We start from the raw sequence: 25,815 nt of genomic DNA, 5'->3' as shown, positions 1-25,815 counted from the left end.
TGAAGCCGAAGATGCCGGGGGAGAACGGAAGTGGGCTCAGCATCAAATCAAACCCGCATTTCCGCAGCGAGTCGCCGATGGTCCGACCCGGAGCCGACCGCCGAAAACGGTTGTCCGTCACCGAAGACCGCGAAGCCGGCCCAATCGCGGATCTGCTCGCCGGCCATCATGAACGCCGTGCTCGCTTTCTGCAGCGCCCCGGCGGGCCCCAGATCGAGCAGATGACGGTAGAACTCCACCATCAGGCGTGCCGTGCGCACGTCGTCGACCTCCCACAGCGGCCCGAGGACGTTTCGCGCGCCGGCGGCCAAAAACGCCGAGATCAGCCCGAACTGCTCATCGCCGGGGCCGAAGCGGGCCAGCCCACCGTCGCAAATGCTCAGTGTGGCCAGCGCGGTGCCCGACAGGTCCATGCCGCGCACCTCTTCTGCATGGAGACGTCCGTCGTGACCGTCGGCCGGTGTCAACAACGCGCGGTGCAGATCGATGGCATCTTCCTGAGGGAATTCGCCGTGGGTGGCCAGATGCAGGATTGACTGGGCCGGCGCCAGCTCGCGGAAACGGGTTTCGGTCGCCTCGGCACCGGTGTGTGTCTGCACCGCCAACGCACTTAGCAGTCCGGCAATTTCGGTGACCTCGCGTCGTGCATCGGGCAGTGCGGCCCACCGGCTGCCCAACCGCGGGTCGGCGAATCCGGCGAAACTGCTCACTGTGGCTGCCGGCCGCTTGCGGAGCCGGTGCCAGACCGAGGCGCTGGGTGCCACGGTGTGGGCGACCATTTGCGCGACGAACCGGCCGTCCTCGGCTTGCAGGGCTGCGAACGGTACCGCGTGCAGCGGCCCGTGCGGAACGATGATCAGTCGGCTGAACGTGTCCGGAGTGCGACCGTAGTCGGCGAGTGGGCCGAGCAGTATGTCGTACAACGGACGCAGGTAACTGGCGGCTTCGTCATCGTGACCTTCGCGGATTGCCAAGCGCGCCAACGTGATGGCTTGTCCCACCGGGCTCACATCGACGGGTTGTTTGCCGTCCACCTGCATCCGCATGGCCCGGAGGTCGTCGTCGGGCGTGAGCCGGTCGGGCAGTGCCCGATGGATGGGTAAGGCGCCCTCGCATGTGATCAGCAAGATCACCAAGTCGCCGGCCGGGTCGAGTGGGTCGTAGGGAATGTGCAGATGCAGCAGTCCCTCGCCGGGCTGGAGACTGTCCATGATCTCCGGCAGGGTGCTGATACCCGCAGACCCGACGAAGCCTGCGCGGTGTCGTCGATAAACCTCGTCGAGCTCGTTGATGCCCTGCACGTCGATCTTGTCCGGCGAGCTGTCGAGACCACCGATGGGCAGGCGGCTGACCAGACTCTGCTCGCCCCAGCCTTTACCGGCCCCCTGTGCGGCCAGGTGTAACAGCTGACTCTCCTTGGCCAGCAGGCCTTTTGCCGTCGCGGCATCATCCACGGTGACGGTGTTACCGTCCAGCTCGTCGAGTAGGATGCGGGACTTGTTGGCCTCCAGCGCCGTGAAGCAGTCATCGACGTCGCGGCCCACCAGCAGCCGGAATTCGTCGAGAATCATCTCGCTGAGCAGGGCGTCCAGCCGTTGCGCGGTGTGCACGCGCGCGGCGCGAGACAATGCGGCGTCGCGCGCGCAGTCTATGGCGAACCACGCGTCGCGGCGCAGTGCGTGAAGCTGGTCAGCGGAGCGCTGTGCCGTCCGCTCCAGGGCGTACTGCGCGCACAGCCTCTCGAGGGGAGCCATCGAGTCGGTGTCGTCATCCGTTCGGCTCGCCAGTAGTCGGCCACGGCCGTGGTCTGGGCTGCCGTATTCGTACGACAATCGGGCCAGCCTAGCGGCGGACTCCGCGCTGATCGCCGGGTCACCGCTGATCGAGAAGTCGTTCGGCACATAGGTTTCGATGGCCAGGGCCAGCGTCCGCAGCTGCTCTCGGACCTCGACCTCGTCATGGCCCTCGAACCAGCCCAGCGCGCCCATCGCCTCGACAACGGTCTGGGTGATCAAGCTGACGAAGACGCGTAACCGAAAGGCGGTCGCGGCCTCGACGAATTCGACCGCACGCACGCAGGCGGCGAGAGCTTGCCTCAAGACGGTGTGGTAACTGTCCCGCTCGCCGCGTTGCTGGTACGCACCGGCCTGGAAGTACGCCGCGTCGGCTGCGGTCGCCAGCGCATCGAAGACGAGTTTCGGTTGGGCGATGCTGCGGGCGAGTTCGCCCAGACTCTCACACGACAGCCGCACGGCTTCGTAGGCCTCCGGCTCTTCCGCCAAGACCTTGTCGACCTCGCACGCGATCAGGTTGCAGTTGATGGCTGCAGCCATCTCACCACTGTGGAGGCACAGCAGTCCTGCAACTCGCAGGATCAGCGGCGCCTCGGCCATCCGGTCGGCGTTGTGCGCCACCTCTTGGCCGTAATCGGCGGCCAGCTCGGCCAACTCACGGCCAACCGCCGGTGGCAATGACTCGATGTGCGCTCTCAGTGCCTCGTAGGAGCGTTCCGCGACGGTGAGGAGGTCGTCGAGGCGCGGGTCGGGTGAGCAGCTCACTGGTCAGCTCAGCGGGGACTTGTCAAGCGGACTAGGGGGCATACCGACCACTTCCTCGCGTGTGCGACTTCGGCTGAGCATTCCGATTGTCGCCGCCGGATTCGGCGGAATATCGAGTAGTCGACTACTCGAATTTCGGCTGGAACCCACACCGGTGGCGCAGGCCCGGCCGTTCCCACAGTGCCGGCGCGCGGTACTCCCGCTGGACCAGGCCCGCGGCTACTGCGCGGCAGGCGTTCTCACGGGTACCAGTCTGGGGATGGCGCGGACATAGATGATCATGCCGAGCAGTTCCACGAGGGTCTGGCTGACCACGATGGCCGGCGTGATCGCGTAGGCGGCGGGTAGTGCGAGCGCCAGCGGTAGTACGACGAGGGAGTTGCGGGTGGCCCCGGTGAAGATCAATGCCCGGCCCCGCCCACTGTCGAACCCGAGCACGCGCACCACGCCCAGCCCAACCGCCGCCATGATGACCAGGAACGCAGCATAGATCGGGACCACTTGGAGAACCTGATCGAGTTGATGGCTGATCTTGGGGAACTGGCTGGCGACCACCACGAACAGGGTTGCGGTCATGAGGGGCACCATGGCCGCTGTCATCGCCGAGGTGATTACTTCTCCGCTGCGGTGGCGGTCAGCGAGTGTTTCTGTGGCCCATGCCAACAGCAGAGGTACCACGATGAGGATGAGGAACGCCTCCAGGAAGGGGCCGACGTCGACGATGTCGGCGAGTTCGGGGCCGACGAACAACCACAGCAGCAGCGGCAGGGCCAGCATCTGAACCAGCATGAGCAGCGGCGCGGCGGCCAGCAGGCGTTGGTTGTCGCCGCCTGCCAGCCCGCAGAACACGATGACGTAATCGATGCACGGCGCGAGCAGCGTCAGCAGCACCCCGAGCAGCACGGCTTGAGGCAGCGACACGACGGTGACCAGGGCGGCGACGACCAGCGGCACCACGATGAAGTTCACCGCCAGGACTGCAGACAAAAACCGGACATCACGAAACGCCGCAGTCAGTTTGGTGAACGGAACCTGCAGAAACGTGGCATACAGCAAGGCGCCGAGTACCGGGTAGATAGCGGCCTCCCACGCATGCCCGCCTGCCGGCCAGACCGCTCCGACGGCAGCGCCGGCAGCGAGCCCTGCGAGGTAGATCGGAATCTGGTGGCGTTCGAGCCAGTCGGTCAACGGCGACGACAATTCGGCATGTCCTCTCTCGAAGTGCCAGGGCGCGGCTGATCGCCCGCGCCCACATCTGTTGCGGTGTCGGTCCGCCCACATCGTTTGCGGAAGCTATCCGCAGCAGCCGCCCTGCTCCACCTGTGGCTCGCACGCGTCATCACTGGCGAACGGCAATGGGCAACAGGGGCTTTCGACGCACACCAGCAGATCATCACAACCTGCCTCCAGCGCGGCGCGCAGAGTGTCGCGCACCGCTGTGAGTTCGGCGAGTTTCTCGTCGATCTCGACCAGCTTGGTCTGCGCACGAGCCCGCAACCCCGCATCCGATCGGGAGCCCGCCCGCGTCGCGGCCAACAGGTCCGCGACCTCTTCGAGAGTGAAACCCAGACGCTGCGCCGCTTTGATCATCCGGAGCATCGTGACTGCGTGCGCCGGGTACAAGCGATGGCCGCCCAATGATCGCTGCGGTTCGGCCAACAACCCACGCCGCTCGTAGTACCGCAACGTCTCGACGTTCACACCCGCCGCCGCAGCGAGTTGCCCGCTCCGCAATCCTGCATCAGTCACGCCCCACCGCCTCGTTTCGCCGCGCCCATCCGCGCCGCCAACCCATCCAGCACAACGGACTGCGATGCTGGAACGTCAATGCACATGACCACTTTCGTCCCGTCTGCTACGAATCTGAACGTGAAGAACGAGCAACACCCTGCCTCCCGTGCTGCCAGACCACGTGCTCGTTCCTCCGCCACGGCATCGAGCACCACATCCAGTCGTGTTGCGTTCGGCCGCGTCCACCGCACGGCCGATTCACCAAACAGCCGGTCGAATTCAGCTACTCGAAAGGGTCGCTCCGCAGTGGGCAATGTGCATGCTTGCGGCACCCACTGCGGGACTTCTCCGGGCGCCATACACCGACGATAAACCCGTACCCAGGTACGGAATGCAAGTTACCAGGTCTCCGGCCCGAGACTGTCGTCCAGGAACGACAGAGGCACGGGCGCCCAGTCGGATTGCCACCGGTTGGCCTGCGCCTCGCGGCGCAACGTCGCGAGCAGCGTACGAACCGGTGCTCCCTCGTCGAGGAGGAACCGCACCATCCGGTGCTCAGCGCACACGGCTGCCGTCGTCGACAGCAGTTGCAGTGCCTCGGTGTCGTGACCGGCCACCGCCAAGCAGGTCACCAGTAGTCGCTTGGCTTGCAGCAGTGCCCTGTGCCGTCCGCGTCCCTCCAGCTGGTCAACCCATTCCCGCGCCCAGGTGACGGCGAGTTCGAGCTGCTCGGGTCGAGCTTCGTTGAGTAGCAACCGGATCGCGGTGGCCTCCTGCAGCTGCAGGGTCACCTCATCGATGCCGTCGGCGGGCTCTCGGCGCGCAGCGTGGTCGATCGGAGGCGCAGCGACGGGCAGGCGTAAGCGGGCACGTTCATGCTCGACGGCAGCGCGTAGGCGCCGCAGCTGCAACGAGTCCGCAACCTGCGCGCCCTCCTTGAGATACTGTGCCGCTGCAGTGAGATCACCGCGCAGCGCCTTGATCCGGGCGCCGGTCGCGTAACGCGCGATCATGAAGTCGACGGTGCCGTTCTCAGCGCCGAGTTCCTGGCTCATGTCGAGAAGTCGCTCGGCCTCGTCGATCTCGCCGCGCTCATACAGCAGATCACCCAGCAGTGCCGAGGCGATGCGGGCAGGGTAGGAATGTTGATCTCCCGCGGAAGTCGCCATCCGCAGACCCTCGCGGAAGAGACCTTCGGCGGCAGCCATGTCGAGCTGCTCGGAGGCCGCGAGCCCGGCAAAGCGGTAGCCGTACACCACCGACAGCGGCCCGCGGGTACGTGCGTGATAGGTGAGCGCCCACTGGTGGCGGCGACGCGCTGCGTCGAAGTCGAATCGGAACAGATTCGCGAACACCGCATCGTCGGCCGCGCACGAGACCACCCAGGCCGGCAACGTATCCGGGCGCGACAGGCACTCGGCGACAAGCTGTTCCACACCATCGAGCCGGTCGCTGATGACATGGATATCGGCCTGGACGACGTCGGCCTCTGCGCGCAGATCAGCGAGTTTGAGGTCGTCACCCTGTTGCGCTGTGAGCAGGGCACGTGCGCCGTTCACGGCGGCCTGCGCAGCCGCTGGACGCACCGCGGCATTGTTGGCCCAGGCGATGGTGAGCTGCAGGCGTGCGCTCTGACTCACCTGCTGCGGCGGCAATTTCGCCACCAGCCCGAGCAGCGTGAACATCCGCCCCTGCTCAAGCAGCTGCATGCCGTCGCGTTCGACCAGCTCGACAGCCCGCCCCGGACCGCCTGCGGCCAAGGCATGATCGACGGCCTCACTGAGCATCCCGTGGTCGGCAGACCATACCGACGCGGTGCGGTGAAGGCGTTCGATGCGGCCCGGTTGATCGCGGTCAAGGCGTTGCCGCAGATACTGGGCGAACAGATGGTGGTATTGAAACCACTGCCCCTCCTCGTCGAGCCGGCGCAGGAACAGATCGCGTTGCTCAACCTCTTCCAGCATGGCCTGCCCGCCCGGGGAACCCATGAGCGCGGACGCCAGCGAGCCGCAGATCCGTTCCGTCACCGACGTCGCCAACAAGAAGTCGAGGATCTCCGGGTCAAGACCGTTGAGGACGTTCTCCGCCAGAAACTCTCCGACCGCGCGATGACGTCCCGACATCTGGCCGATCAAAGCGTCCGGATCCGACGATTCGCGCAACGACAGCGAGGCCAACTGCAAACCGGCAACCCAGCCTTCGGTCGCCTCGGCCAGGCCGGCAATCGCCGAGTCCGCCAATGACAGCCCGCCACGCTCAACCAGGAACGCCCGCGCCTCATCGATGTCGAAACGCAGTGCCGTAGCGTCGATTTCGACGAGCTCGTCGCGCACCCGCAGACGGCCCAGCGGCAGACCGGCCTTCGTCCGACTGGTCACGATCACCTGCAGGTGTTCGCAGCCGCTGTCGAGCAGGAATCCCATCGCTGCGACGGCCGCCGGATCGGAGATGACGTGCCAATCGTCGACGACCACCGCCACCGGCTCACCGCTCTGGTGGATTTCGTTGATCAGCGAGGTCAATACATACCGCTCGGCCTGATCGCCATGCTCCTCGAGCACTCGCCCCAGTTCACCGGCCAGCGACGGTCTGACCTGGCGGATCGCCTCGATGAGATGCGTGAGGAACCACACCACGTTGTTGTCGTCGGTGTCGACCGACAGCCACGCCACCGCCGCTCCTTGCTCGGCGAGCAGTGCGCTCCACTGCCCGGCCAGCGTGGTTTTGCCATACCCGGCCGGGCCGTGGATGAGGGTCAGGCGCCGACCTGCGCCGCCACGCAGTGTCTCGATCAATCGGTCCCGGTCGATCAGCCGCCGCGACGGGCTGGGCGGATGAAACCGGGTGAGTGGCACTGGCGGTGTGATCGAAATGGACCGGCGCGCGGTTGGGACCGGCGCGGCGCGTGTCCCTGACCGTGGCGCGTCGACCGCGGTGGGGAGTGCCAGCTCGTCGATGAACACCCCGCGCAGACGCTGCGCGTGCCGCAATTGCTCCCCGAATGCCGCTGCCGTACCAGGCCGATCGGGAGGATCGACGGCCATGGCCGATGCGATGGCCGCCGAGATCTCGGCGGGGATGTCCTCACCGCGCAGGATGGGGGTCGGTTCGCTGGTGATCCTCAGGAACTGGGCGATCACCTGTTCGCCTCTACGCCGCTCGAAGGCGGCATGTCCGGTGATCGCGCAGAACAACGTGGCGCCCAGACTGTAGACATCGGAAGCGGCCGAGGGGGACCGGCCTCCCAAGACCTCCGGTGCGGTAAAAGGCAGGCGATCCGGTGACCACGCCGGTGCCGGTCTCGTACCCGCCCGCCATCCGCGCGATCCCGAAATCAGTCAGCTGTGGCTGACCGTAATCGGTGAGCAGGATGTTCGCCGGTTTCACATCGCGGTGCAGGATCCCCGCCTGGTGTGCGGTTTCGAGTGCTCCGGCCAGCTTGACGCCCAGCGACAGGGCCTCCGCCCAGCCGAGCGGACCATGCTCGCGGATCCGGCCGTCCAGCGAGCCTCGCGAGTGGTACTGCATGACGATGAATGGCCGGCCGGAAGCTGTTGTCCCGACGTGCAACACGTTGGTGATGTGGGGATGTCCCGACAGCCGTCCCATGGCCCGTTGCTCGCGTAGGAACCGTTCCACATTCTCGGTCCCCAGATCCGCGAGGAGGACCTTGACCGCCACCGTCCGGTCCAGGGCAGGCTGCAGACAGCGGTAGACCACACCGAATCCGCCCCGCCCGATCTCGACCGCTTGTTCGAAACCCGCGGCGCGCAGCTCCTCAGGAATCCGCACCATCGGGTCGGGCTGAGTTGTCAGCGGATCGGATTCGGCCACCGCGGTCGCGCCTCCTTTCCGCCGTCCAACGCGCGCCACCGTCCATCGGCCTGTTGCCCCTCAGCCTTCCCCGACCTGTGATCCGAGAATCCAGACCGGCCGCCGAACGTTGACCACGCACACCATGCGCCTGGTCGACCACCCATTATCGCCCAGTCGGCATCGCCCCACACGATCTCCGGCCAACTTCGGCGACGTAGCAGCAACCGAGAGTCAACGCGCAGATCTCCACTGCGACTAGCATCGACCGCGATGTCCGTAGCGGCGACTCCATCGCCACCTGCCCGTCGGGTTATCTAGAAAGGGCACACACGCTCGTGCACCTCGATCACATCGTCGTCGCAACAACCGATCTCGGCGAGTCGGCGCGCCGGCTGGCTGATACGTCGGGTCTGGCCGCGGTCAAAGGGGGTGTGCACGACGGCTTGGGAACCCATAACTGCATCGTTCCGTTGGGTCGTGGGTATCTGGAGTTGGTCGCTGTGCATGATGCTGACCTTGCTGGGGGCAATCCGTTCGGCCGGTTGGTGCTTTCGGCGTTGGCCGGGGCCGAGGAGGCGTTCGCCGGGTGGGCGGTGGCTGTGGCCGCCGATGAACTGGATGCCCGGTCGCAGCAGGTGGGGTTGCCGATCGGACGGCTGACGCGTGCGGGTGTGGGTGTGCGGCATCTGGGGATGACGCGGGCGCTGGAGTCCTCGGGGCTGCCGTTTCTGTTGGCGAGGGACGCGGGTAATCAGGATCCTGGCTTGTTGGCCGCTGGGCATACGGTCAGGCCGCGTGGGGTGCGGGCAGTGTCGGTCGGCGAGGCTCGGTCTGAGGTGGAGGCCTGGTTGATGACGCGTGTCGGCGTCGAGAACCCTGAGTTGCCGGTGGTGTGTCTTTCTGCTGGGCGGGGTGTCGCCCAGGTCGATATTGAAACCGATGAGGGCACAGTGGCATTGCTCCACACTCAACCCACGACTGCGTTGAGCTGATGCCCCTCGGGCGGTAACCGGGAGGTTGCCGCGCGAGCGCAGGCAGCACAGCCCACCATCTACTATGTAGCCTAGTAGATGTGGTGGATGGTGCATTGTCTCCGCAGTTCTCGGGTGGGAGGCCGACGTGACGATTGACCGCCGGATGCGCGTGCGGGTGCTGGCCGCGGTGTTGCTGCTCACCGCGACACTCGGGGCGGCCCTGGTGGTGAGTATCTCTCGCTGCGCGGACTCTGGCCCGACGGCTCGTCAGCAGCGGGATGGCGCTCCGCCACCTCCGGCGCAGCTGACGATCACCCCCGGTTCGGCGGCTGCCGAGGTGGATCCGATGGCGCCGGTGGAGGTTTCGGCGCGGTTTGCCGCATTGTCGGAGGTGGTGATGGTCAACGAACAGGGCACCCGCATCGTCGGCATCACCACGCCGGATGCCACGCTGTGGAAGCCCGGCGTCCCGCTGGGCTACGGACGTACCTACACCATCACCGCCACCGCTGTCGCTCCCGACGGGTCACGGCTGCAACGTAATTCGACTTTCTCGACTCTGCTGCCGGACAATCAAACCCGGGTCAGGCTGACCACGACGTCCGGCGCGGAATTGCGCGACGGCGGGACCTACGGAATCGGCACCGTCGTCGTGGCGCGGTTCGATGAGCCCATCATCGACAAGGCCGCGGCCGAGCGGCGACTGCTGGTGACCACCGCGCCGGCGGTGACCGGGTCCTGGTACTGGCTCGACGACCAGCGCGCACACTGGAGACCCGCGCAGTACCACGCCCCTGGTACCACGATCCTGGTGCAAGCCAACATCTATGGGGCTGCCCTCGGTGACGGCCTGTATGGGCAGGAAGATGCGCAGGTGAGCTTCGTCATCGGTGATGCCCACGTGGCGATCGCCGACGACACCACCAAACAGGTCAGTGTGTTCAACAACGGTCAACTGGTGCGCACGATGCCGACCTCGATGGGTATGGGCGGTACCGAGACAGTCAATGGGCAGACCATCTCGTTTTGGACCCAGCGCGGCGTCTACACGGTGATGGACAAGGCCAACCCAGTGGTGATGGACTCCTCGACCTACGGCCTGCCTATCAATTCCCGGCTCGGATACCGCGAAATCATCCCGTGGGCCACCAGGATCAGCACCGACGGGATCTATCTGCACCAGCTGGAGAGCACCGTGTGGGCGCAAGGCAAAACCAACGTGTCGCACGGCTGCCTGAACCTCAACCCTGACAACGCCCGCTGGTTCTACGACTTCTCGCAACCCGGCGACGTCGTGGAGGTACGCAACACCGGCGGTGAGCCCCTACAGATCTGGCAGAACGGCGACTGGAGTGTGCCGTGGGAGCACTGGCAGAAAGGCAGTGCGCTGAGCTGACGCCATCTACGATGAAAGTCAGTACACGCTGCAATATCGCGTGGCAATCGCTGTGCCGCAGCGGCCCAGGGGTCACCGGGCGCGGTAGGGTGGTCGCGACGACGTCGGAGGGTATAAGCCGTGCGGACACGAGGTTTCGGGGAACTGGAAGCCGTGATCATGGACCGTATTTGGAGCCACAATCCCGAAACGGTCACAGTCCGTGACATTTTCGACGAACTCGCCGCCGAGCGTCAGATCGCGTACACCACGGTGATGTCCACAATGGACAACCTGCACGGCAAGGGTTGGCTGAGTCGCGAGCGCGACGGACGTGCCTATCGGTACTGGCCGGTCATGAGCCGCGAAGAACATTCCGCGCAACTCATGCGGCAAGCCCTCGACGGTGGCGGGCGCTCGGATCTCGTGCTCAATTACTTCATCGAACAGATCGACCCGGCTGAATCCGAACGGCTGCGCGAGGCGCTACGCCGCCTGGCGCGCCGTACGAGCCGGGCAAAAACGGCCGAAACGAAGAAGCGGTGAACGCGGCGGCGGGCCTGCTCGCCTACGGCGCAGCCGTGCTGGCGTTCGGGCCGTCGGTGTTGGGCCGCCTGTCACGCGCCGGTCATGCCCCGCGGATCGGTGTCGCGGCGTGGTTGGGTGCGGTCGCCAGCGTGCTGGTGGCGTGGCTGGCCGCGGCGATCCTGCTCGCGGTCAGTGTGGCCACCCACTGGGGTCGTCACAATTCGCTGGTGCGGTGCTGCGTGGAAGTGCTGTGCCGCTTGGCCGCCGGCGAAGCCGGTCGGTACGCGCAGTCGGGGGTGCTGGCTGGCCTGGGCGTGGTGCTGGCCGGCGTCGTCTACCTGGTGGTGCGCGGCGGCCGCACCATCGTGCGGCTGCGGGGCCACGCCCGCGCGCACGCCCAGGCCGTCCGCCTCGTCGGGCACCCGACAGACCTGCCCGACGTGTACGTCGTCGACGCGCCCGAACGTACCGCGTACTGCGTGGCCGGCCGTCCGCCGACCATCGTGGTCACCAGCGCGGCGGTGGCCGTGCTGGACCGTCACGAACTCGCCGCGGTGATCGCGCACGAACGTGCTCACGTGGCCGGGCATCATCCCGCCGTGATGACGATTCTGCGGGGCGTGGCCACCGTGTTTTCGCGTCTGACGCTGATGAACCAGGCGGCCACCGAGGTGTCGCGGTTGCTGGAAATGTGCGCCGACGACGCTGCCGCCCGCTGCCACGGTCGCCACGCTTTGGTCGGCGGTTTGCTGGCATTGGTCGCTGCAGTACCCGCCGGTGCGCTCGGTGCGGCCGATGTCGCCGTGTTGAGCCGGGCACAGCGTCTGCTGTCGCGCCCCGAGCCCGGCGGCCGCGTGACTGCGCAAGTTGGGCTCGCCGCCGCTGCAACGGCGTTTCTCCTCACGCCGGCCAGCCTGGTCGTTCTCGACATCGCCGGACTGTTGCCCTGCATTTAGCGACGCCGTCGAGGCCTCAGGTCTCGATGATGCGCGTGACGTAGGGCGTCATCCCGGAGGTGCGCACCGGCGAAACCTTGACCGGCACCCCGGTCTGCTGTGCCTCAAGCATCTGACCGCCGCCGAGGTAGAGCGCTTCGTGCTGGCCACCGCCGGGCCCCCAGAACAACAGATCTCCGCGCTTGGCCTGCGAGGGGGGAAGCTGGCGGCCCGCACTGTACTGGTCGCCGGAATACCTTGGCAGCAGCACTCCTACACCGGCGAACGCATACCGGACCAGCCCCGAGCAGTCGAACCCGACAGTGTCGGCGCCGGAATCCACTCCGCGGCTGGGCCCCGTCAAACTGCCGCCTCCCCACGAGTACGGAACCCCGATCTGAGAGCCGGCCCGCCGGATGACGTACTCGATCGCCTGTCTGCCGTAGACCCGGTTGCCGCGCAGTGCGCCGGGGGCCGTCATGGTGTTGGTCGGCATCAGCCCCAGACTCCCGAGGAACGAGCGGCCCAGGTCCATCGTCGTCTGTGCGGCCCGGGCACTGGCCTGCAGCGAGGCATTGGCTATGGCCACCGGGTCACCGGGGGCGCCCGCACTGAGCAGATTGGGCAACGTCGGATCCCACGCCCCCGTATTCGGTTCGGCGTGAGCGACCGGCGCGGCGTACACCGTCACCGACATGACTGCCAGATATCCCGCGCGCAACAGTGTCCGGCGATCCCACCAACGTGGGTCCGTCGCGGGGCGGTGCTGAAATGCGTGCGGCGGGGAAGGCATGATCGCGTTCTCCCTTCCCTGTCATGGCCAAGTCCGACGGCACCGGGACATGTCGTCGCACTGCGTGCGTCCGGTGCTTGGCATCGTTACGACTTACGTACCTATGTAGTAGATACGTATGTTTTGTACCGTACAACACTCTGTTCACTTTGGTAACACCCGTCGTGTGAATTTCACGGACGTAATTCGATGTGCCCGAAGAACTTCCGTGTGTTCAGTGCCAGCCTTCGGGGGCGAGGCGGAAGCCGCGTCCCCGGACGGTCAGTATCAGCATGGGTCTCGTGGGGTCATCGCCCAACCGCTTGCGCAGCTTCCCGATGTGGACATCGAGTAGCCCCGGGCTACCGGTCCGTTGTGGACCCCACACCTCGGTCATCAATTCGGGCCGGGACACGACCTCACCCGCGCGGCGTGCCAGGGCGGCGAGAATGTCGAACTGCGTCCGGGTCAAGCGAATTTCGACATGGGCGACCGACACGTGGCGGCGGACGGTATCAATGCACAGAGGCCCGAAGATCTGCCTTCCGAACGGGTGTCTCCCGCTCGCCCTCACGGTCTGGATCGGGTAATTGGCGTTGTCGGGCCGCCACGCCAGAGTCGCGATGTCGGCTCCGGTCAGGGCCGTATCGGTAGGGCTGTCTGTGTCCACCTCGATGACATGTGCGTCGCCGGTTTGCCACGCCGCACACTGGCGAGAGAATGCACTCAGGATGATCACCCGTGGTTGGAAATGGTGGGTGAGGTCCCAGGTGGCGGGCCCTTCCGGCACCACCAACACCGGCATCCGGTGACGCCGCAGCTCGGCAAGGATGCCCTGCACCCACCCACCTGCATCGTCGACGACGAGGACCCGAGGTGCGGCGTGGACATCTCGCATTCAGTAATACTGACCTACTACGTAGATCGTAGAAGGTCGTTTCTGAGTGCGGACGTGCTTCTTTAATCAATCGTGACCTTGGCATCTGCCGATCGCCGTGCGACCTGATGACCAAGGGCCCTTCCGTCGGGGCGAGAATGGTGAGACCGTAGTAACGGACCTCCTCACATGGGCATCATCGGGCGGCCCGATCAGCGCGGACGCATCAAACGGCTCGCCACCTATCGATGTGCACGGGAGCAGCGATGAATGAATCCCACGCCGACCTCGACCAGTACGCCGGCGCCCTGTCCACCTGTGTCACTGCCGAGCACGGCGAATATCACGTCAGCATCGTCGCCGGGTACGCCGATGTGGCGTTCGCCGACATCCGGCCCAGCTCCTCGGCCATCGAGCTCAGCATCGACATCGCTGCCGGGAACCCTTCGCCACGGCTGCGCAGGGAGCTGATCGACGCGGTATTCCACCTCGATGTCATGCACAATCCGGTGACATTGAGGGCCACCTTACCCCTCGGCGACGTCGACCTCCTCGACGATGTCGCCCTGCACTGCGCCGACATCCACACTAGGGCGGCCGGTGGTAGTTGCCTTGTCGACGGACATCTGTCGGCATAGCCACGCGTCGAGCGCGAGACATTTCCTGATCGCACGTGGGCCAATCGAAAAGCACGACAATCTGTCTCATAGGTCGACTACCATTACCCGCAATGTGGTGCGACGCTGCGCGCCGCATCCATCGTGGCGCCTGAGCATCGACAGCGGTATTGCTGATGTCCAGAACAGGCGCTATGCCCCGGTAGTTGCCGACTCAAAGACCAACTGCGCCAGCAAAACCAGACGTCAGCGCTTCGTGCAACCGCCCGAGTTCTGACACCCGACGGTGACGCCGCTGAACTCCTCGCCGCGGGACTGCTGCAGTAGCTGGTCTACTGAAACGCCAACCATATCGGGACGGGAGCGCTTGTCCCCACCCATGGCTGGAGTGGTTGCGGCGCATGGTGTTCGGCACAAGCGGTGAACGACTTATGGCGATTTGACCGCCCCGGCAACGCATGTAACCAGTACGCTTGGACGTCCAGGCTGACGTCCGAAAGGGGACCACTGTGAGTGATCACGTCTACCGTGTCATCGAGGTCGTGGGCAGTTCGCCAGATGGCATCGATGCGGCCATCCGCAACGCCATCTCACGCGCTTCGCAGACTGTGCGCGACCTGGACTGGTTCGAGGTGCAGCAGGTCCGCGGCCACCTCGAAGCGGGCGAGGTCAAACACTTTCAGGTCACCCTCAAGGTGGGATTCCGGTTGGAGTCCGCGGCCGACTGATTTCCGCTCGGCCGGTTGAGCCCAGCCGCTAGCCGCGTGCTCGGTTCCACGCCGCCGCTGTCGGTGAGGAACGCAGACGGTGGAGGTGCTCTTGTCGGCGAGCGTCTGGCGGCGAGCATTGCACAGCGGAAGCAGACATCCGGTGTAGCAGATGGGCGCGTCAACCGCGTGTGCCAGCTGCCGCACCGGTGACATGCCGAATCCGATTGATTCGCCGGCCCTTTGATACCTTTTCGGCATCATTGCAGGGACGCAATCGATGATCCAGGCAAGTGCACTGAGCTACGGCGAGAATCACGCCGTTCCGCTTCGGCTACGACTATCGTTGGCGGATAAGCTGTTACGGTTGTGCGAACTGCTTGACGAACGCCACAACGTCATCCTTGGGTGGCGGTACGTCGTAGGTCTTGACTTGGGTGCCATCGTCGAAGCTCATGAACATCGGGCAGGTGTCATCGGTGGTCGATAACTCCGTCCGGCCGAGCTCTTTCGCAGTTACCGCCGACCGCACTGAGAGCGAGTACGTCGCGGCCCGCAGGTTGACCCTGTTTCCGGTCGCGGCGCCGTTGTCCTCGTACCCGGTGCACTCTTTCAAGGGTTGTTCATCGGTCACCTGGATACAGGCCACCAGGTCGATCTCCACGTAGGCATCGCTGTTTTGGCTGTACTGGACCGTCCAATCCGTGGGCAGCATGCTGGTGTCCTCCACGAGTGAGCCGTTGAGGGGAGAAAACAGAATCACCTTGTGGGACTGTGCCTGTGGATCGAAAGCTGTCGCGCGTGACGCAGTTGCACCACTGCACACCCCTTGGAAATCGCCACCGGTCAGCTCTACAGGTGGCGCCGAGGTGTCCGGGTCATAGGTGGGGACCAGCTTGCCTACGTCGACGCTCGAACATGCAGCGGCGAAGGCCAAGACCAGGCTCGCGGCAACAGTGGTGACTGCGCGCGCCACGGCGACGGATTTCGGGTGAGTACGAGCTGCGTCAAGGCTCATCGGCGGGCCTTGCCTGCCGTGTGTACACGGCCTGCAATCGCGCAAATCCGCACCGCGCGTCGACCGGCATTCGGCCGCCAGCATGTCGTCATCTGTCACTCCTCTCTCACCGGCCCGCCGGCACACGGTCCGCCATCGCGAGACCGCGGACGCCGATGTCCCGGTGCACGGTGATAGATAAGTCGCGGGGTTACAGGAGATGGCGAAGCGCCGGTGATCAAGCAGGGTGGGCCAGGGCGAACCAGTGCCGCAACGACACCGATCTATTGTCGGTGTCGCACCTTTGGTGCAGCATGCGCCTTATGACAATCAGCTTCATCACTGCGAGCCTCGCCGCGATCTCGCTACTGCTCAACACCGGTCATCATCGTCGCTGGTGGTCGCCGGTGTCCGTCCCAGCTGTTATCACCGCGTTCGTGTGGCTGCTGACCGCGCTGTCGTGCATCGGGTCAGCTATCGAGGCTGTTGTGCACGAACCGAACCAGTCGGAGGCCCAAGCCGTGCTTTGGGTGTTCGGGGCGATCTTTCCTCTGCTCTTCGCTGTGAACGCCGGTGGTCCCGCGTTTGTGCATGGCTTCTACAGGGAGGCAATGGCTTTAGACTGGGCCAAACAAGAGGTGCCGTAGACGCGGGCCCTTATCCCGCAGGCGACACGTCGGTGCCTGACCCCTTCACCGAAGCCTTCGCGCGCTTCTCGGCGCGTACCGCTTTGCCGTTGCGCACGTACCCGGTCGTCGAGATGGACGCGGCGAGCACCGCGTCCTCACCGCCCACGAATGGGTGAAACCCGACCCCGGCGCCACCGCGGCCCTTGACCGGGATGTCGGCGACTTCGGTGACCTTCCAACCCTTTTCCGAGATCGACAGGATGGCTTCGCCGTTTTCACACGAAATCGGCAGTGCGGCAATGACCTCGTCACCTTCACCCGCGAGCTTCACCCCGGCCACGCCGTTTCCGGCTGCGCCCTGAGGGTTCACCGCGGCGGGGTCGATACGCAGGATCTTGCCGCGTCGCGTCACCAGCGCCAGGTGGTAGCCCGGTGTCAACACGCCCGAGCCCAGCAGACCGGTGATGTCGGGTGCCACGGGGATATCGCGGATCTTGAACGGCAGACCGTTGCCGTTGGTGAACTTGACGCGTCCGTCGGTCCACACCGCCCAACCCAGGCCCGAGGTCAGGAGGTCGCCGTGACTGTCGGAGAACACCCCTCGATCGTCAAGGCGCCAAGCGGTATTGACTTTGCGTTCGCGGGGGCCGTCCTCGTCGGCGCTCGACGCCGTCGGGGTGGCGTCAAAATCCAGGACGGTGCGGCGGTCGAACTCGGGTCCCTTGAAGAGCTTTGCGGTCTCGACGAGCTCGTTGTCGATGACCACTCGTCGCGCGTCGGGATTCGATACCAGCTCGGTCAGATCGGCGAACTCGGCGTCCAGCTTCTCCGCCTCGGCCTGCAGCTCGATGACATCGAGCCGGGTCAAGCGCCGCAGTTGCAGCGCCAGCACGTAGTCGGCCTGGTCGGAGTCGATCTCGAACCGCTCCTGCAGGCCCGTGCGGGCCTCGTCGACCGTGTCGGAGGCCCGAATGATCGCGACAGCAGCATCGATGTCCAGGTGGATCTTCAGCAGGCCGGCTACCAGGTGCCGGCGCGCGACGACCTTTTCCAGCCGATACTCGCTGCGGCGCACCACCACTGAATCGCGCAGATGCAGGAACGCACTGATCAGCTCACGTACCGACCACCACCGCGGTACCCGGTCCTCGTCCAGGGCGACCAGGCTGGCGGCGAATGTCGACTCCAATGGGGTCAACGCGAGCAGTTGATCCCGGATGGTCTCGGCGCTGTGGCCGCGCTTGGCGGTGACCACGATCCGCAGCCCGTTGCGGCGGTCGGTCAGATCGGACATGTCGGCCACGCCCGAGAGTTCGCCGGACTCGACCAGGGCCCGGATCCTGTCCTGCACGGTGTTACTCGCGACACCGGGCGGCAGTTCGGTGATGACGACGTTCTTTCCGTCGACCGTCAAGGTGCCACGGACCGTGAATGCACCGCGACCGGTGGTGATGTACTCGCGCAGTCCGGTGGTGCCGACCACGGTGGCGCCGCAGCCCCAGTCCGGGCCGGGAATGAGCTTCACCAACCTGTCGTCGGTCATGTTCGGGGTTTTCAGCAGTGCCCGGCAGGCAGCCATGACCTCACGCGGGTTGTGTGCCGGCACCTTGGTGGCCCAGCCTTCCGCGATACCCACCGCGCCGTTGCACAGCAGCACGGGCCACCGTGCCGGCAGCACCGTCGGCTCGATCCACTCGCCGTCGAATGTGGACACCATGGGCACCGCGTGATCGTCGAGTTCGGCGGTCAGCGCCGCGCCGGGCGCCGAAAGCCGCATCTCGGTGTAACGGTCGGCAGCGGGAATGTCACCTTGGATGCGTGGGAAAGCGCCTTGCCCGTCAATGACTTTCACGCGCTGGAACTCGGCGGCCATCAACGCGGCCGCCCCGTACATCGATGCGCCGCCGTGGGGGTGCAGGTTGCCGGTGACGGCAGAGCACACTTTCGAGGACTTCTGTGGCTTGTTGCCGGGCAGCAGCTTCGAGTCGTGCATCTGATAGAGCAGACGCCGTTGACCGGGCTTGAGTCCGTCGAACGCCGAAGGGATGGCACGGTCGCTGACGCTGTAGAGCGCGAAAGTCAGCTGGTAGTGGTTCCAGTAGTCGTCGGCGCTCTGGTCGAGCACCAGGTCCGGGTTCTGTTCGGGAACGTCGAGGGTGGCGGTCACTTCGTACTCCTAGTCCAGATCCAGCGCGGAGGTGTCGACGCGGGATGCGACATCGGCCATCCACGTACGCCGGCCCTCGGGCGGCCCGCCGAACAGAGTGTGGTGCAACTTCTTGTCACCGTCGTCGAGGTGTACGCGAATCACCGTGCGCCGCTGCGGATCCAGCACGGTGTTCCAGAAGTCGTCGGCATCCATCTCGCCGAGGCCCTTGTTGCGCTGCACCTCTACCTTGCGTTTGGAGGTGGCGCGCATCTGTGCCACTGCGGCGTCGCGCTCGGACTCGTCCTGGCAGTAGATGCGTTGCGTGCCGTCCTTGACCACGAACAGCGGAGGCAGCGTCACATAGACCATCCCGGCCTCGACGAGCGGGCGGTAGAAGTCCAGGAACATCGAGATCAGGCTCGAGTTGATGTTCCCGCCGTCGGGATCGGCGTCGGAGGCGAACAGGATCCGGTCGTAGCGGCACTGCTCCGGGTCGCAGTTGTCGCGCAGCCCGCAACCCAGGATGCGTTCGATCGAGTCGAACTCGTCTTTGACCCGTGCCTTGCTCACGGTGAACCCATAGACGTTGGGTGGTTTCCCTTTGAGCGGGAAAGCCGCCTGGAACGTGGCGTCGCGCGCCGCTTTGATCGTGCCCAACGCCGAGTCGCCCTCACAGAGGAACAGCTCGGCACCCGACCCGCGGCCGGTTTCCCGGCTGGGCAGCAGCTTCGGTGGCAGCGACAGATTCGTTCCCAGCCCTTTGGCTTTCGACGCTGCGCGGGAGCGGGCCTTGGCGCCTTCGGCGCTGCGTCGCGCCCGGGCCGATTCCAGGGCCAGCTTGGTCCAGAGCGACACCGCGTCGCTGTTTCCGGGGTTGGCCGCCCAGATGGTGACGCTGCGCGCGACGTCAGGGGCCATCGCGACGTTCAAGGACCGCGACGACACCGCGGTCTTGGCCTGGGAGTCCCATGCCACGTCGGGTGCGCGGGTGTCCACGGCGAGCGCGGTGACCGCGGCGAAGTCCTGCGGCTCCGGGCCGTCCTCACCTTTGGCCAGGCCCAGATCGCGGATGCGGGACGCACGGTCGGCCAGGGCTTCGGACAACCCTTTCATTGCGGCCGTCAGATGCGATCCGCCGCCCGGGGTACGCACGGTGTTGCAGAACGCGGCCACCGTCGCCGGTTCGGCAGGCCCGGCGGTCAACGACCAGCGGAACGGCGTGGGACCGCGACCGGTCGTGTACTCACCGCGCCCTTCGACGGCGGCGCGCACGTCGGGCAGGGGAGTGCCGGCAGCGGTGCACATGAGGTCGAGCAGGGTGTCGGTGCCCCACGGGCCGTTGAACGGTTCCATCAACGCGGGCGGTACATCCTCGCCGGGCCAGCCTTCGTCGATGACGTGCAGGTGCACTCCGGGCGACATGCGCGCCGCGGCATGTGCCCGCAGCAGGACCTCGCCGATGTCGACGTTCGAATCCGGCACCACGGCCGGGTCGAACAGGATGCGCACCGTGGTGCCGTGCGCGTCGGGCTTGCGGTTGCCGGTGCCGCGGAGTTTGTGGGTGTCAGCGCGGGTGAACTCGGCGTCCGGATCGAAATCCCTGCCTTCGAACACGCCCGGGTAACCGCGGCCGAAGCTCTGCAGGTAGGTCTTTCCCGCGCGCCGCACCGTCACATCGGTGCGGGCGGAGATGAACACGGCCGCCGCGGCGCCGATGCCGTTCAAACCGGCGCCGGTGCTGGCGGCGTCGGAGTGGACGGAGAACTTGCCACCCGCTCGTGCGGTGCCGAGGGTTTTGACGATGCCGTTCTTCCCGGTGACCGGGTCGGAGTCGACGGGCAGGCCGCGGCCGTCGTCGGCGACGCTGACCGATCCGTCGGTGTGCAGGGTGATGGTCACGGTGGACCCGCCGTGGCTGGGGTCGGCGACCTCCTCGATCGCGTTGTCGACCAGCTCACGCAGCGCGGTGTTGAGCACGTCGAGGCCCAGGTTCACCGCGGGCCGCAGGCGCGTGTGCTGGACATCGTCGAGCTCGGTGATGTCTGCGGCGTTGTAACTCACTGCTGGTCCTTCCCACCGCGGCCGGTGTCAGGGCGATCGGGGTTTCGTCAAAGGTTGTGCCGCAGGAATCGTAGGCGTCGGGACCGACAGCTCTGGGTATGCCGCTCGGGCGATGCGGCAGGTGCCTTTCCAGTAGGTGGCGCGTCGACCTTCTAGCTGGTCTTTTCTGAACACTGTTGTCCGTACTGAAGAACGATGCTCGCTGTTGAGGAGAACAGTCATCCGCTGTTGACGGGGCGGTCGGCGCGACCCGCACTCCTACAATTCCGCCTATGTCGTTCTCGCTCGACCCTGAGGCAAGGCCGTACTCCGAGGAGACGATCAAGAAGTCACGGTTCATCGCCCGGCTCCGCCAGTGCGGCGGCGAGGAAGAAGCCCACGAATTCGTCGCGCTCGCCCGCGAACTAGAACGCGGAGCGGGCCACCACTGTTTCGCCTACGTCCTCGGTGACGAAACCGAGAGTCGCATCGAGCGGTACAGCGACGATGGCGAGCCGAGCGGAACCGCAGGCGCACCGATCCTGGCTGTCCTCAAAGCGCGGGAGCTGGTGAACGTCGTCGCGGTGGTGTCGAGGTACTACGGCGGTATCAAGCTCGGAACCGGTGGGCTCACGCGCGCATACTCCGGCACAGTCACGTCGGCACTCGAATCGACGCCGCTGCAGGCACGGGTCCGGATGCAGGTGTTCACGCTCGCGGTCGATCACGCCGAGGCGGGATGGGTCGAGGCGGAATTGCGCAGGCGCGGATTCGAGGTCGACGGCGTCGACTACGGGCAGAAGGCGGTCATCAGGGTGCTTTGTGCCGAGGCGACGACCCTGGAATCCGCGGTGGCTGAAATAACTTCGGGCCGTGGGGAACTTGTTCACATGGGGCACGTATGGGGCAGCGCGTGACGTCTCATCGGGGCGGGCTGCCCGCCGGATGCCAACCACGCATCGCCGCATCCATCTGCTCGTCTTGCAGCGCGTCCACGCGCAGCCCTGATTGGTCGTCGCGCTGGCGCATGCCGTCGAGCAGCAGTCCGACGTAGCGCCGCCACAGGTCGGGTTCGACGTGGCCGGCCCACTCGCTGACCGTTCCGGCCAGTAGGCCCAGGATCGGCATGTCCGAGCCTTCGACGTCGGGCCGCAGATAGCCGTCGGCCCGGGCGCGCTCGACAAGTTTGGTCACCGACGGGGACAGCCGCAGTCGTGCGCACTCGACCCCATGGCCGCCGTAGCCCCTGCTGTAGACCATCTCACGCAGCCCACGGTCGGTCGCGGTCAGCTCGCACTGTTGCTCGACAAACCACACGAACCCGTCCCACGAATTCTCTTTCTGCAACGCGGTTTCCGCCAGCGCGACGACCTGGTCGATACCGTCCTCGAAGACCGCATCGAGCAGCTCCTGCTTCGTGGCGAAGCGGCGGTACACGGTACCCACCCCGACGTTGGCGTGCCGTGCCACGTCGTTGAGCGTCGCCTCGAGACCTTTTTCGGCGAACAGTTCCCGCGCGGCGTCGAGAACACGCTGCCGGTTGCGCTCTGCATCCTTTCGCAGCACGCGGCGAGTTCCGTCGGTCATATCTCCCAGCTTAAGTGATCGGGGTCATAAGTGGATTGAAGTTATCCACTTAATAGGTTAGCTTGCTTAACTGAACTGAGCAGGCGTCGCGCACAAGGTCGTCGCGAATCCACTGAACGCTGAGAGGCCCACCATGACCAAGGCGCTGCGACGAATGTGGCTCCCTGTTTTGATCATCGTCGCTGTAGTGGCGGGCGGCCTGATGGTGATGAACGTGCGGAAGGTTTTCGGTTCGAATCCCGTTGTCGTGACGGACAAATCCTCGGACAACGCCGAGGACTTCAATCCCAAGATCGTCAAGTACGAGATCTTCGGCTCGGGGGCGACGGCAGTGATCAACTACATGGATCTGGAAGGCAAGCCTCAGCGCGTGCCGAGCACGCCGTTGCCGTGGACGTTGACGCTGCAGACCACGCTGCCTTCGGTGATGCCCAACATCATGGCCCAGGGCGACGGCGACAGCATCGGTTGCCGCGTCACCGTCGATGACGAGGTCAAACAGGAGAGGACCGCTACCGGCATGAACGCCGAAACCTTCTGCTTTGTGAAGGCCGCATGAGCGCGCCGACGGACGACGCTCCGACCGACGCCATACCGGCGGCACGCCACGCCGCGCCCCCGCGGCCGCGCCTTCCGCGGTTCATCCGAACGTTCGCGGTACCGATCATCCTGGCGTGGATTGCGATCGTGGCCGTTCTCAACACCGTCGTCCCGCAGCTCGAGGAAGTGGGCAAGCTGCGCGCGGTGTCGATGAGCCCCAACGACGCGCCATCGATGATTGCCACTAAGCGGGTCGGCAAGGTGTTCCAGGAATACGACACCAGCAGCTCGGTGATGATCGTGCTCGAAGGCGATCAGCCCTTGGGTGCCGATGCCCACGACTTCTACGACAAGATGGTTCGGGATCTGCGCGCCGACACCACCCACGTGCAGCACGTCCAGGACTTCTGGGGCGATTCTCTGACCGCTAAAGGCGCACAGAGTGCCGACGGCAAGGCCGCCTATGTCCAGGTCTACATCGCAGGCGATCAGGGTGAAACGCTGGCCAACGAGTCGGTCGAGGCGGTGCGCCACATCGCCACCGAAAGTCCCGCTCCGCCAGGCGTGAAGGCGTACGTCACAGGACCCGCGGCGACGAGCACCGATCAGAATGCCGTCGGCGACAAGAGCATGGAAATGATCGAGATGGTGACCTTCGCGGTCATCGCGGTCATGCTGTTGGGGGTTTACCGGTCTGTCATCACCATGCTCATCGTGATGGTGATGGTGGTACTCGAACTGTCCGCGGCCCGGGGGTTGGTGGCATTCCTGGGATTCCACAACGTCTTCGGGCTGACGACCTTCGCCACGAACCTGGTGGTCACCTTGGCCATCGCCGCGGCCACCGACTACGCGATCTTCCTGATCGGTCGATATCAGGAGGCGCGGCGGGCCGGTGAAGACCGAGAATCGGCCTACTACACCATGTTCCATGGCACAGCGCATGTTGTGCTGGCCTCGGGCCTGACGATCGCCGGTGCGACGCTGTGCCTGCACTTCACCCGGTTGCCGTACTTCCAGACGATGGGTATCCCGTTGTCGGTCGGCATGGTGATCGTCGTGGCCGCGGCGCTGACCATGGGGCCCGCCGTCATCTCGGTGTTGAGCCGCTTCGGCCGCATCCTGGAGCCGAAACGCGTGACCCAGTCTCGCGGATGGCATCGGATCGGCACCGCCACAGTGCGGTGGCCCGGCGCAATCCTGGTGTGCGCCATCGTCGCATCGCTGATCGGCCTGATCACTCTGCCCGGGTACCACACGACCTACAACGACCGCATCTACTTGCCCGAGGACGTTCCCGCGAACGTCGGCTACGCGGCCGCCTTCCGGCACTTCTCCGAGGCCAAGATGAACCCGGACCTGATGATGATCGAGACCGATCGCGATCTGCGGAACCCGGCGGACTTCCTGGTCATCGACAAGATCGCCAAGGCGCTCAAGGCCGTTCATGGCATCGCCCAGGTGCAGACCATCACGCGACCCGACGGGGATCCGATCAAGCATTCGACGATCCCGTACACGCTGGGCCAGAACGGCACCAGCCAGATCATGAACAACGACTACATGCAGACCAATCTCGACAACATGCTCAAACAGGCCGACGACCTTCAGATGAGCATCGACGCGATGACCGAGATGATGAACATCCAGACGGACCTCGCCGCGGTGTCGCAGCGCATGGCCGACAAGATGAAGACCACCTCTGGTGACATCTCGTCGGTTCGGGACCACCTGGCAGACTTCGACGACCAGTTCCGGCCGCTCCGAAATTACCTCTACTGGGAACCGCACTGCTTCGACATTCCGATGTGCTGGTCCCTGCGGTCGGTCTTCGACAGCCTCGACGGCATCGGCACGATGTCCGACGACTTCCAGGATCTGGTTCCCGACATGCAGCGCATGGCCGACCTGATGCCGCGGATGGTCGCCGTGATGCCGGCACAGATCCAGTCCATGAAGAATCAGAAGCGGACGCTGCTGAACCAGTACCAGGTGCAGAAGGCTCAGCAGAACCAGACGATGGCGATGCAGGAGAACTCCACCGCCATGGGCGAGGCGTTCGATGCGGCCAAGAACGACGACTCGTTCTACCTGCCGCCGGAAGCGTTCCAGACTGCCGACTTCCAGCGCGGGATCAAGCTTTTCATGTCGCCCGACGGACATGCGGTGCGGTTCACCATCATTCACCAGGGTGACCCGCTGACACAGGAGGGAACCTCACGTATCGAGCCGCTCAAGGTCGCGGCGGCCGACGCGATCAAGGGGACACCGTTCGAGGGAGCCAAGATCTATCTGGGCGGCAGCGCAGCCATGTACAACGACATGCAGCTGGGCGCCAACTACGATCTGCTCATCGTCGCGGCGTCCGCGTTGATCCTGATCTTCATCATCATGATGGTGCTCACCCGTGCCGTGGTGGCTTCGGCGGTGATCGTCGGCACGGTGGTGCTCAGTCTGGCCTCGGCATTCGGCTTGTCGGTGCTGCTGTGGCAACACGTCGTGGGCATCCCGCTGCACTGGATGGTGCTGCCGATGTCGGTCATCGTCCTACTTGCCGTCGGCGCGGATTACAACCTGCTGCTGGTCTCCCGCGTGAAAGAAGAGATCCACGCGGGTTTGAAGACCGGCATCATCCGAGCCATGGTCGGCACCGGTGCCGTGGTCACGGCCGCCGGTCTGGTCTTCGCCTTCACCATGGCGTCGATGGCGGTCAGCAATCTGATCATCATCGGCCAGGTCGGCACCACCATCGGCCTCGGCTTGCTGTTCGACACCCTCGTGGTCCGGAGTTTGATGACACCGTCGATCGCCACGCTGCTCGGCCGCTGGTTCTGGTGGCCACAGCGGGTCCGTCAGCGCCCGGTGCCGCAACCCTGGCCGAAGGCGATCCAACGCAACCCCGAGGAGGCGTTGGCCTGATGAGGTCGGAAGCGAAAGGTAAAGGATTGTCTACCAACCTGATTCGGTGTGCTGTCGCCGCCGT

19 protein-coding genes and 2 pseudogenes are annotated in these 25,815 nt (G+C 65.3%); 10 read left to right on the top strand and 11 right to left on the bottom strand.

The window, feature by feature from the left end:
• Positions 1-47: 47 nt before the first annotated feature.
• From BTO20_RS33995 to BTO20_RS33975, 4 genes and pseudogenes are all read right to left on the bottom strand, one after another.
• The gene (locus tag BTO20_RS33995) at positions 48-2,558 is read right to left on the bottom strand and encodes a CHAT domain-containing protein (protein ID WP_087080592.1); all 2,511 of its coding nucleotides are present in this window, start codon (positions 2,556-2,558) and stop codon (positions 48-50) included.
• A 219-nt stretch (positions 2,559-2,777) separates the two neighbouring features.
• Complete coding sequence (locus tag BTO20_RS33990; protein WP_232490937.1) at positions 2,778-3,746, bottom strand: bile acid:sodium symporter; 969 nt, start codon at positions 3,744-3,746, stop codon at positions 2,778-2,780.
• 105 nt (positions 3,747-3,851) lie between these two features.
• Positions 3,852-4,307, bottom strand: a complete 456-nt coding sequence (locus BTO20_RS33985) for a MerR family transcriptional regulator (protein WP_087080588.1) — start codon at positions 4,305-4,307, stop codon at positions 3,852-3,854.
• 380 nt (positions 4,308-4,687) lie between these two features.
• Positions 4,688-8,123, bottom strand: a pseudogene (locus BTO20_RS33975) (protein kinase domain-containing protein).
• Positions 8,124-8,440: 317 nt separating this feature from the next.
• Here BTO20_RS33975 and BTO20_RS33970 point away from each other — a divergent pair.
• The 4 genes from BTO20_RS33970 (at position 8,441) to BTO20_RS33955 (ending at position 11,938) form a co-directional block, all read left to right on the top strand.
• The gene (locus BTO20_RS33970) at positions 8,441-9,097 is read left to right on the top strand and encodes a VOC family protein (protein ID WP_087080584.1); all 657 of its coding nucleotides are present in this window, start codon (positions 8,441-8,443) and stop codon (positions 9,095-9,097) included.
• A 145-nt stretch (positions 9,098-9,242) separates the two neighbouring features.
• Positions 9,243-10,475, top strand: coding sequence for a L,D-transpeptidase (locus BTO20_RS33965; RefSeq protein ID WP_087080582.1), 1,233 nt, complete (start codon positions 9,243-9,245; stop codon positions 10,473-10,475).
• A 120-nt stretch (positions 10,476-10,595) separates the two neighbouring features.
• A complete protein-coding gene (locus tag BTO20_RS33960) occupies positions 10,596-11,000 on the top strand; it encodes a BlaI/MecI/CopY family transcriptional regulator (protein WP_087080580.1) in 405 nt (134 codons plus the stop codon).
• Positions 10,997-11,938, top strand: a complete 942-nt coding sequence (locus BTO20_RS33955; RefSeq protein ID WP_087080578.1) for a M56 family metallopeptidase — start codon at positions 10,997-10,999, stop codon at positions 11,936-11,938. Before BTO20_RS33960 ends, BTO20_RS33955 begins: the two co-directional genes overlap by 4 nt.
• 16 nt (positions 11,939-11,954) lie before the next feature.
• Here BTO20_RS33955 and ripB read toward each other — a convergent pair whose 3' ends face one another.
• Both ripB and BTO20_RS33945 read right to left on the bottom strand, forming a co-directional pair.
• The gene (ripB, locus tag BTO20_RS33950) at positions 11,955-12,614 is read right to left on the bottom strand and encodes an NlpC/P60 family peptidoglycan endopeptidase RipB (protein ID WP_232491298.1); all 660 of its coding nucleotides are present in this window, start codon (positions 12,612-12,614) and stop codon (positions 11,955-11,957) included.
• A 310-nt stretch (positions 12,615-12,924) separates the two neighbouring features.
• The gene (locus BTO20_RS33945) at positions 12,925-13,587 is read right to left on the bottom strand and encodes a winged helix-turn-helix transcriptional regulator (protein ID WP_087080574.1); all 663 of its coding nucleotides are present in this window, start codon (positions 13,585-13,587) and stop codon (positions 12,925-12,927) included.
• A gap of 245 nt (positions 13,588-13,832) precedes the next feature.
• On the opposite strand from BTO20_RS33945, the gene BTO20_RS33940 reads away from it, so the two are divergent.
• Together BTO20_RS33940 and BTO20_RS33935 are read left to right on the top strand one after the other, a co-directional pair.
• Positions 13,833-14,204 carry a hypothetical protein gene (locus tag BTO20_RS33940; RefSeq protein ID WP_087080572.1) on the top strand — a complete coding sequence of 124 codons (372 nt, stop codon included), beginning with the start codon at positions 13,833-13,835 and terminating at the stop codon, positions 14,202-14,204.
• 488 nt (positions 14,205-14,692) lie between these two features.
• A complete protein-coding gene (locus BTO20_RS33935; protein ID WP_087080570.1) occupies positions 14,693-14,911 on the top strand; it encodes a dodecin in 219 nt (72 codons plus the stop codon).
• A gap of 66 nt (positions 14,912-14,977) precedes the next feature.
• Here the strand turns inward: BTO20_RS33935 and BTO20_RS40800 are convergent.
• Together BTO20_RS40800 and BTO20_RS33925 are read right to left on the bottom strand one after the other, a co-directional pair.
• A pseudogene (locus BTO20_RS40800) lies at positions 14,978-15,127 on the bottom strand (RDD family protein); the annotation flags it as partial.
• Positions 15,128-15,251: 124 nt separating this feature from the next.
• The gene (locus BTO20_RS33925; protein ID WP_157680395.1) at positions 15,252-15,992 is read right to left on the bottom strand and encodes a hypothetical protein; all 741 of its coding nucleotides are present in this window, start codon (positions 15,990-15,992) and stop codon (positions 15,252-15,254) included.
• A 218-nt stretch (positions 15,993-16,210) separates the two neighbouring features.
• Between BTO20_RS33925 and BTO20_RS33920 the strand changes: the two genes are divergently transcribed.
• On the top strand, positions 16,211-16,534 hold the full coding sequence (locus BTO20_RS33920) for a hypothetical protein (RefSeq protein ID WP_157680394.1): 324 nt from the start codon (positions 16,211-16,213) through the stop codon (positions 16,532-16,534).
• 10 nt (positions 16,535-16,544) lie between these two features.
• Here the strand turns inward: BTO20_RS33920 and BTO20_RS33915 are convergent, their stop codons facing one another.
• Complete coding sequence (locus BTO20_RS33915) at positions 16,545-18,683, bottom strand: DNA gyrase subunit A (protein WP_087080564.1); 2,139 nt, start codon at positions 18,681-18,683, stop codon at positions 16,545-16,547.
• 9 nt (positions 18,684-18,692) lie between these two features.
• Positions 18,693-20,726, bottom strand: a complete 2,034-nt coding sequence (locus BTO20_RS33910; RefSeq protein ID WP_087080562.1) for a toprim domain-containing protein — start codon at positions 20,724-20,726, stop codon at positions 18,693-18,695.
• Between the two features lie 272 nt (positions 20,727-20,998).
• Between BTO20_RS33910 and BTO20_RS33905 the strand changes: the two genes are divergently transcribed.
• A complete protein-coding gene (locus BTO20_RS33905; protein WP_087080560.1) occupies positions 20,999-21,622 on the top strand; it encodes an IMPACT family protein in 624 nt (207 codons plus the stop codon).
• Between the two features lie 4 nt (positions 21,623-21,626).
• On the opposite strand, the gene BTO20_RS33900 is transcribed toward BTO20_RS33905, so the two are convergent.
• Positions 21,627-22,292, bottom strand: a complete 666-nt coding sequence (locus BTO20_RS33900) for a TetR/AcrR family transcriptional regulator (RefSeq protein WP_087080558.1) — start codon at positions 22,290-22,292, stop codon at positions 21,627-21,629.
• 133 nt (positions 22,293-22,425) lie between these two features.
• Here BTO20_RS33900 and BTO20_RS33895 point away from each other — a divergent pair, with 133 nt between their 5' ends.
• On the top strand, positions 22,426-22,851 hold the full coding sequence (locus BTO20_RS33895) for an MmpS family transport accessory protein (protein WP_087080556.1): 426 nt from the start codon (positions 22,426-22,428) through the stop codon (positions 22,849-22,851).
• Positions 22,848-25,751, top strand: coding sequence for an MMPL/RND family transporter (locus BTO20_RS33890; protein WP_087080554.1), 2,904 nt, complete (start codon positions 22,848-22,850; stop codon positions 25,749-25,751). Before BTO20_RS33895 ends, BTO20_RS33890 begins: the two co-directional genes overlap by 4 nt.
• The last annotated feature ends 64 nt before the right edge of the window (positions 25,752-25,815 follow it).

This window comes from Mycobacterium dioxanotrophicus (assembly GCF_002157835.1).
Taxonomy (GTDB): Bacteria; Actinomycetota; Actinomycetes; order Mycobacteriales; family Mycobacteriaceae; genus Mycobacterium; species Mycobacterium dioxanotrophicus.
This window is presented reverse-complemented; position numbering and strand designations above follow the sequence as displayed.

Bases quoted from the DNA above. Each gene is read 5' to 3' on its own strand.
- BTO20_RS33965 (WP_087080582.1), top strand. From the start codon at position 9,243: ATGCGCGTGCGGGTGCTGGCCGCGGTGTTGCTGCTCACCGCGACACTC.
- BTO20_RS33920 (WP_157680394.1), top strand. From the start codon at position 16,211: ATGACAATCAGCTTCATCACTGCGAGCCTCGCCGCGATCTCGCTACTG.
- BTO20_RS33905 (WP_087080560.1), top strand. From the start codon at position 20,999: ATGTCGTTCTCGCTCGACCCTGAGGCAAGGCCGTACTCCGAGGAGACG.
- BTO20_RS33940 (WP_087080572.1), top strand. From the start codon at position 13,833: ATGAATGAATCCCACGCCGACCTCGACCAGTACGCCGGCGCCCTGTCC.
- BTO20_RS33925 (WP_157680395.1), bottom strand. From the start codon at position 15,992: ATGCTGGCGGCCGAATGCCGGTCGACGCGCGGTGCGGATTTGCGCGAT.
- BTO20_RS33895 (WP_087080556.1), top strand. From the start codon at position 22,426: ATGACCAAGGCGCTGCGACGAATGTGGCTCCCTGTTTTGATCATCGTC.
- BTO20_RS33900 (WP_087080558.1), bottom strand. From the start codon at position 22,292: ATGACCGACGGAACTCGCCGCGTGCTGCGAAAGGATGCAGAGCGCAAC.
- ripB (WP_232491298.1), bottom strand. From the start codon at position 12,614: ATGTCGGTGACGGTGTACGCCGCGCCGGTCGCTCACGCCGAACCGAAT.
- BTO20_RS33945 (WP_087080574.1), bottom strand. From the start codon at position 13,587: ATGCGAGATGTCCACGCCGCACCTCGGGTCCTCGTCGTCGACGATGCA.
- BTO20_RS33890 (WP_087080554.1), top strand. From the start codon at position 22,848: ATGAGCGCGCCGACGGACGACGCTCCGACCGACGCCATACCGGCGGCA.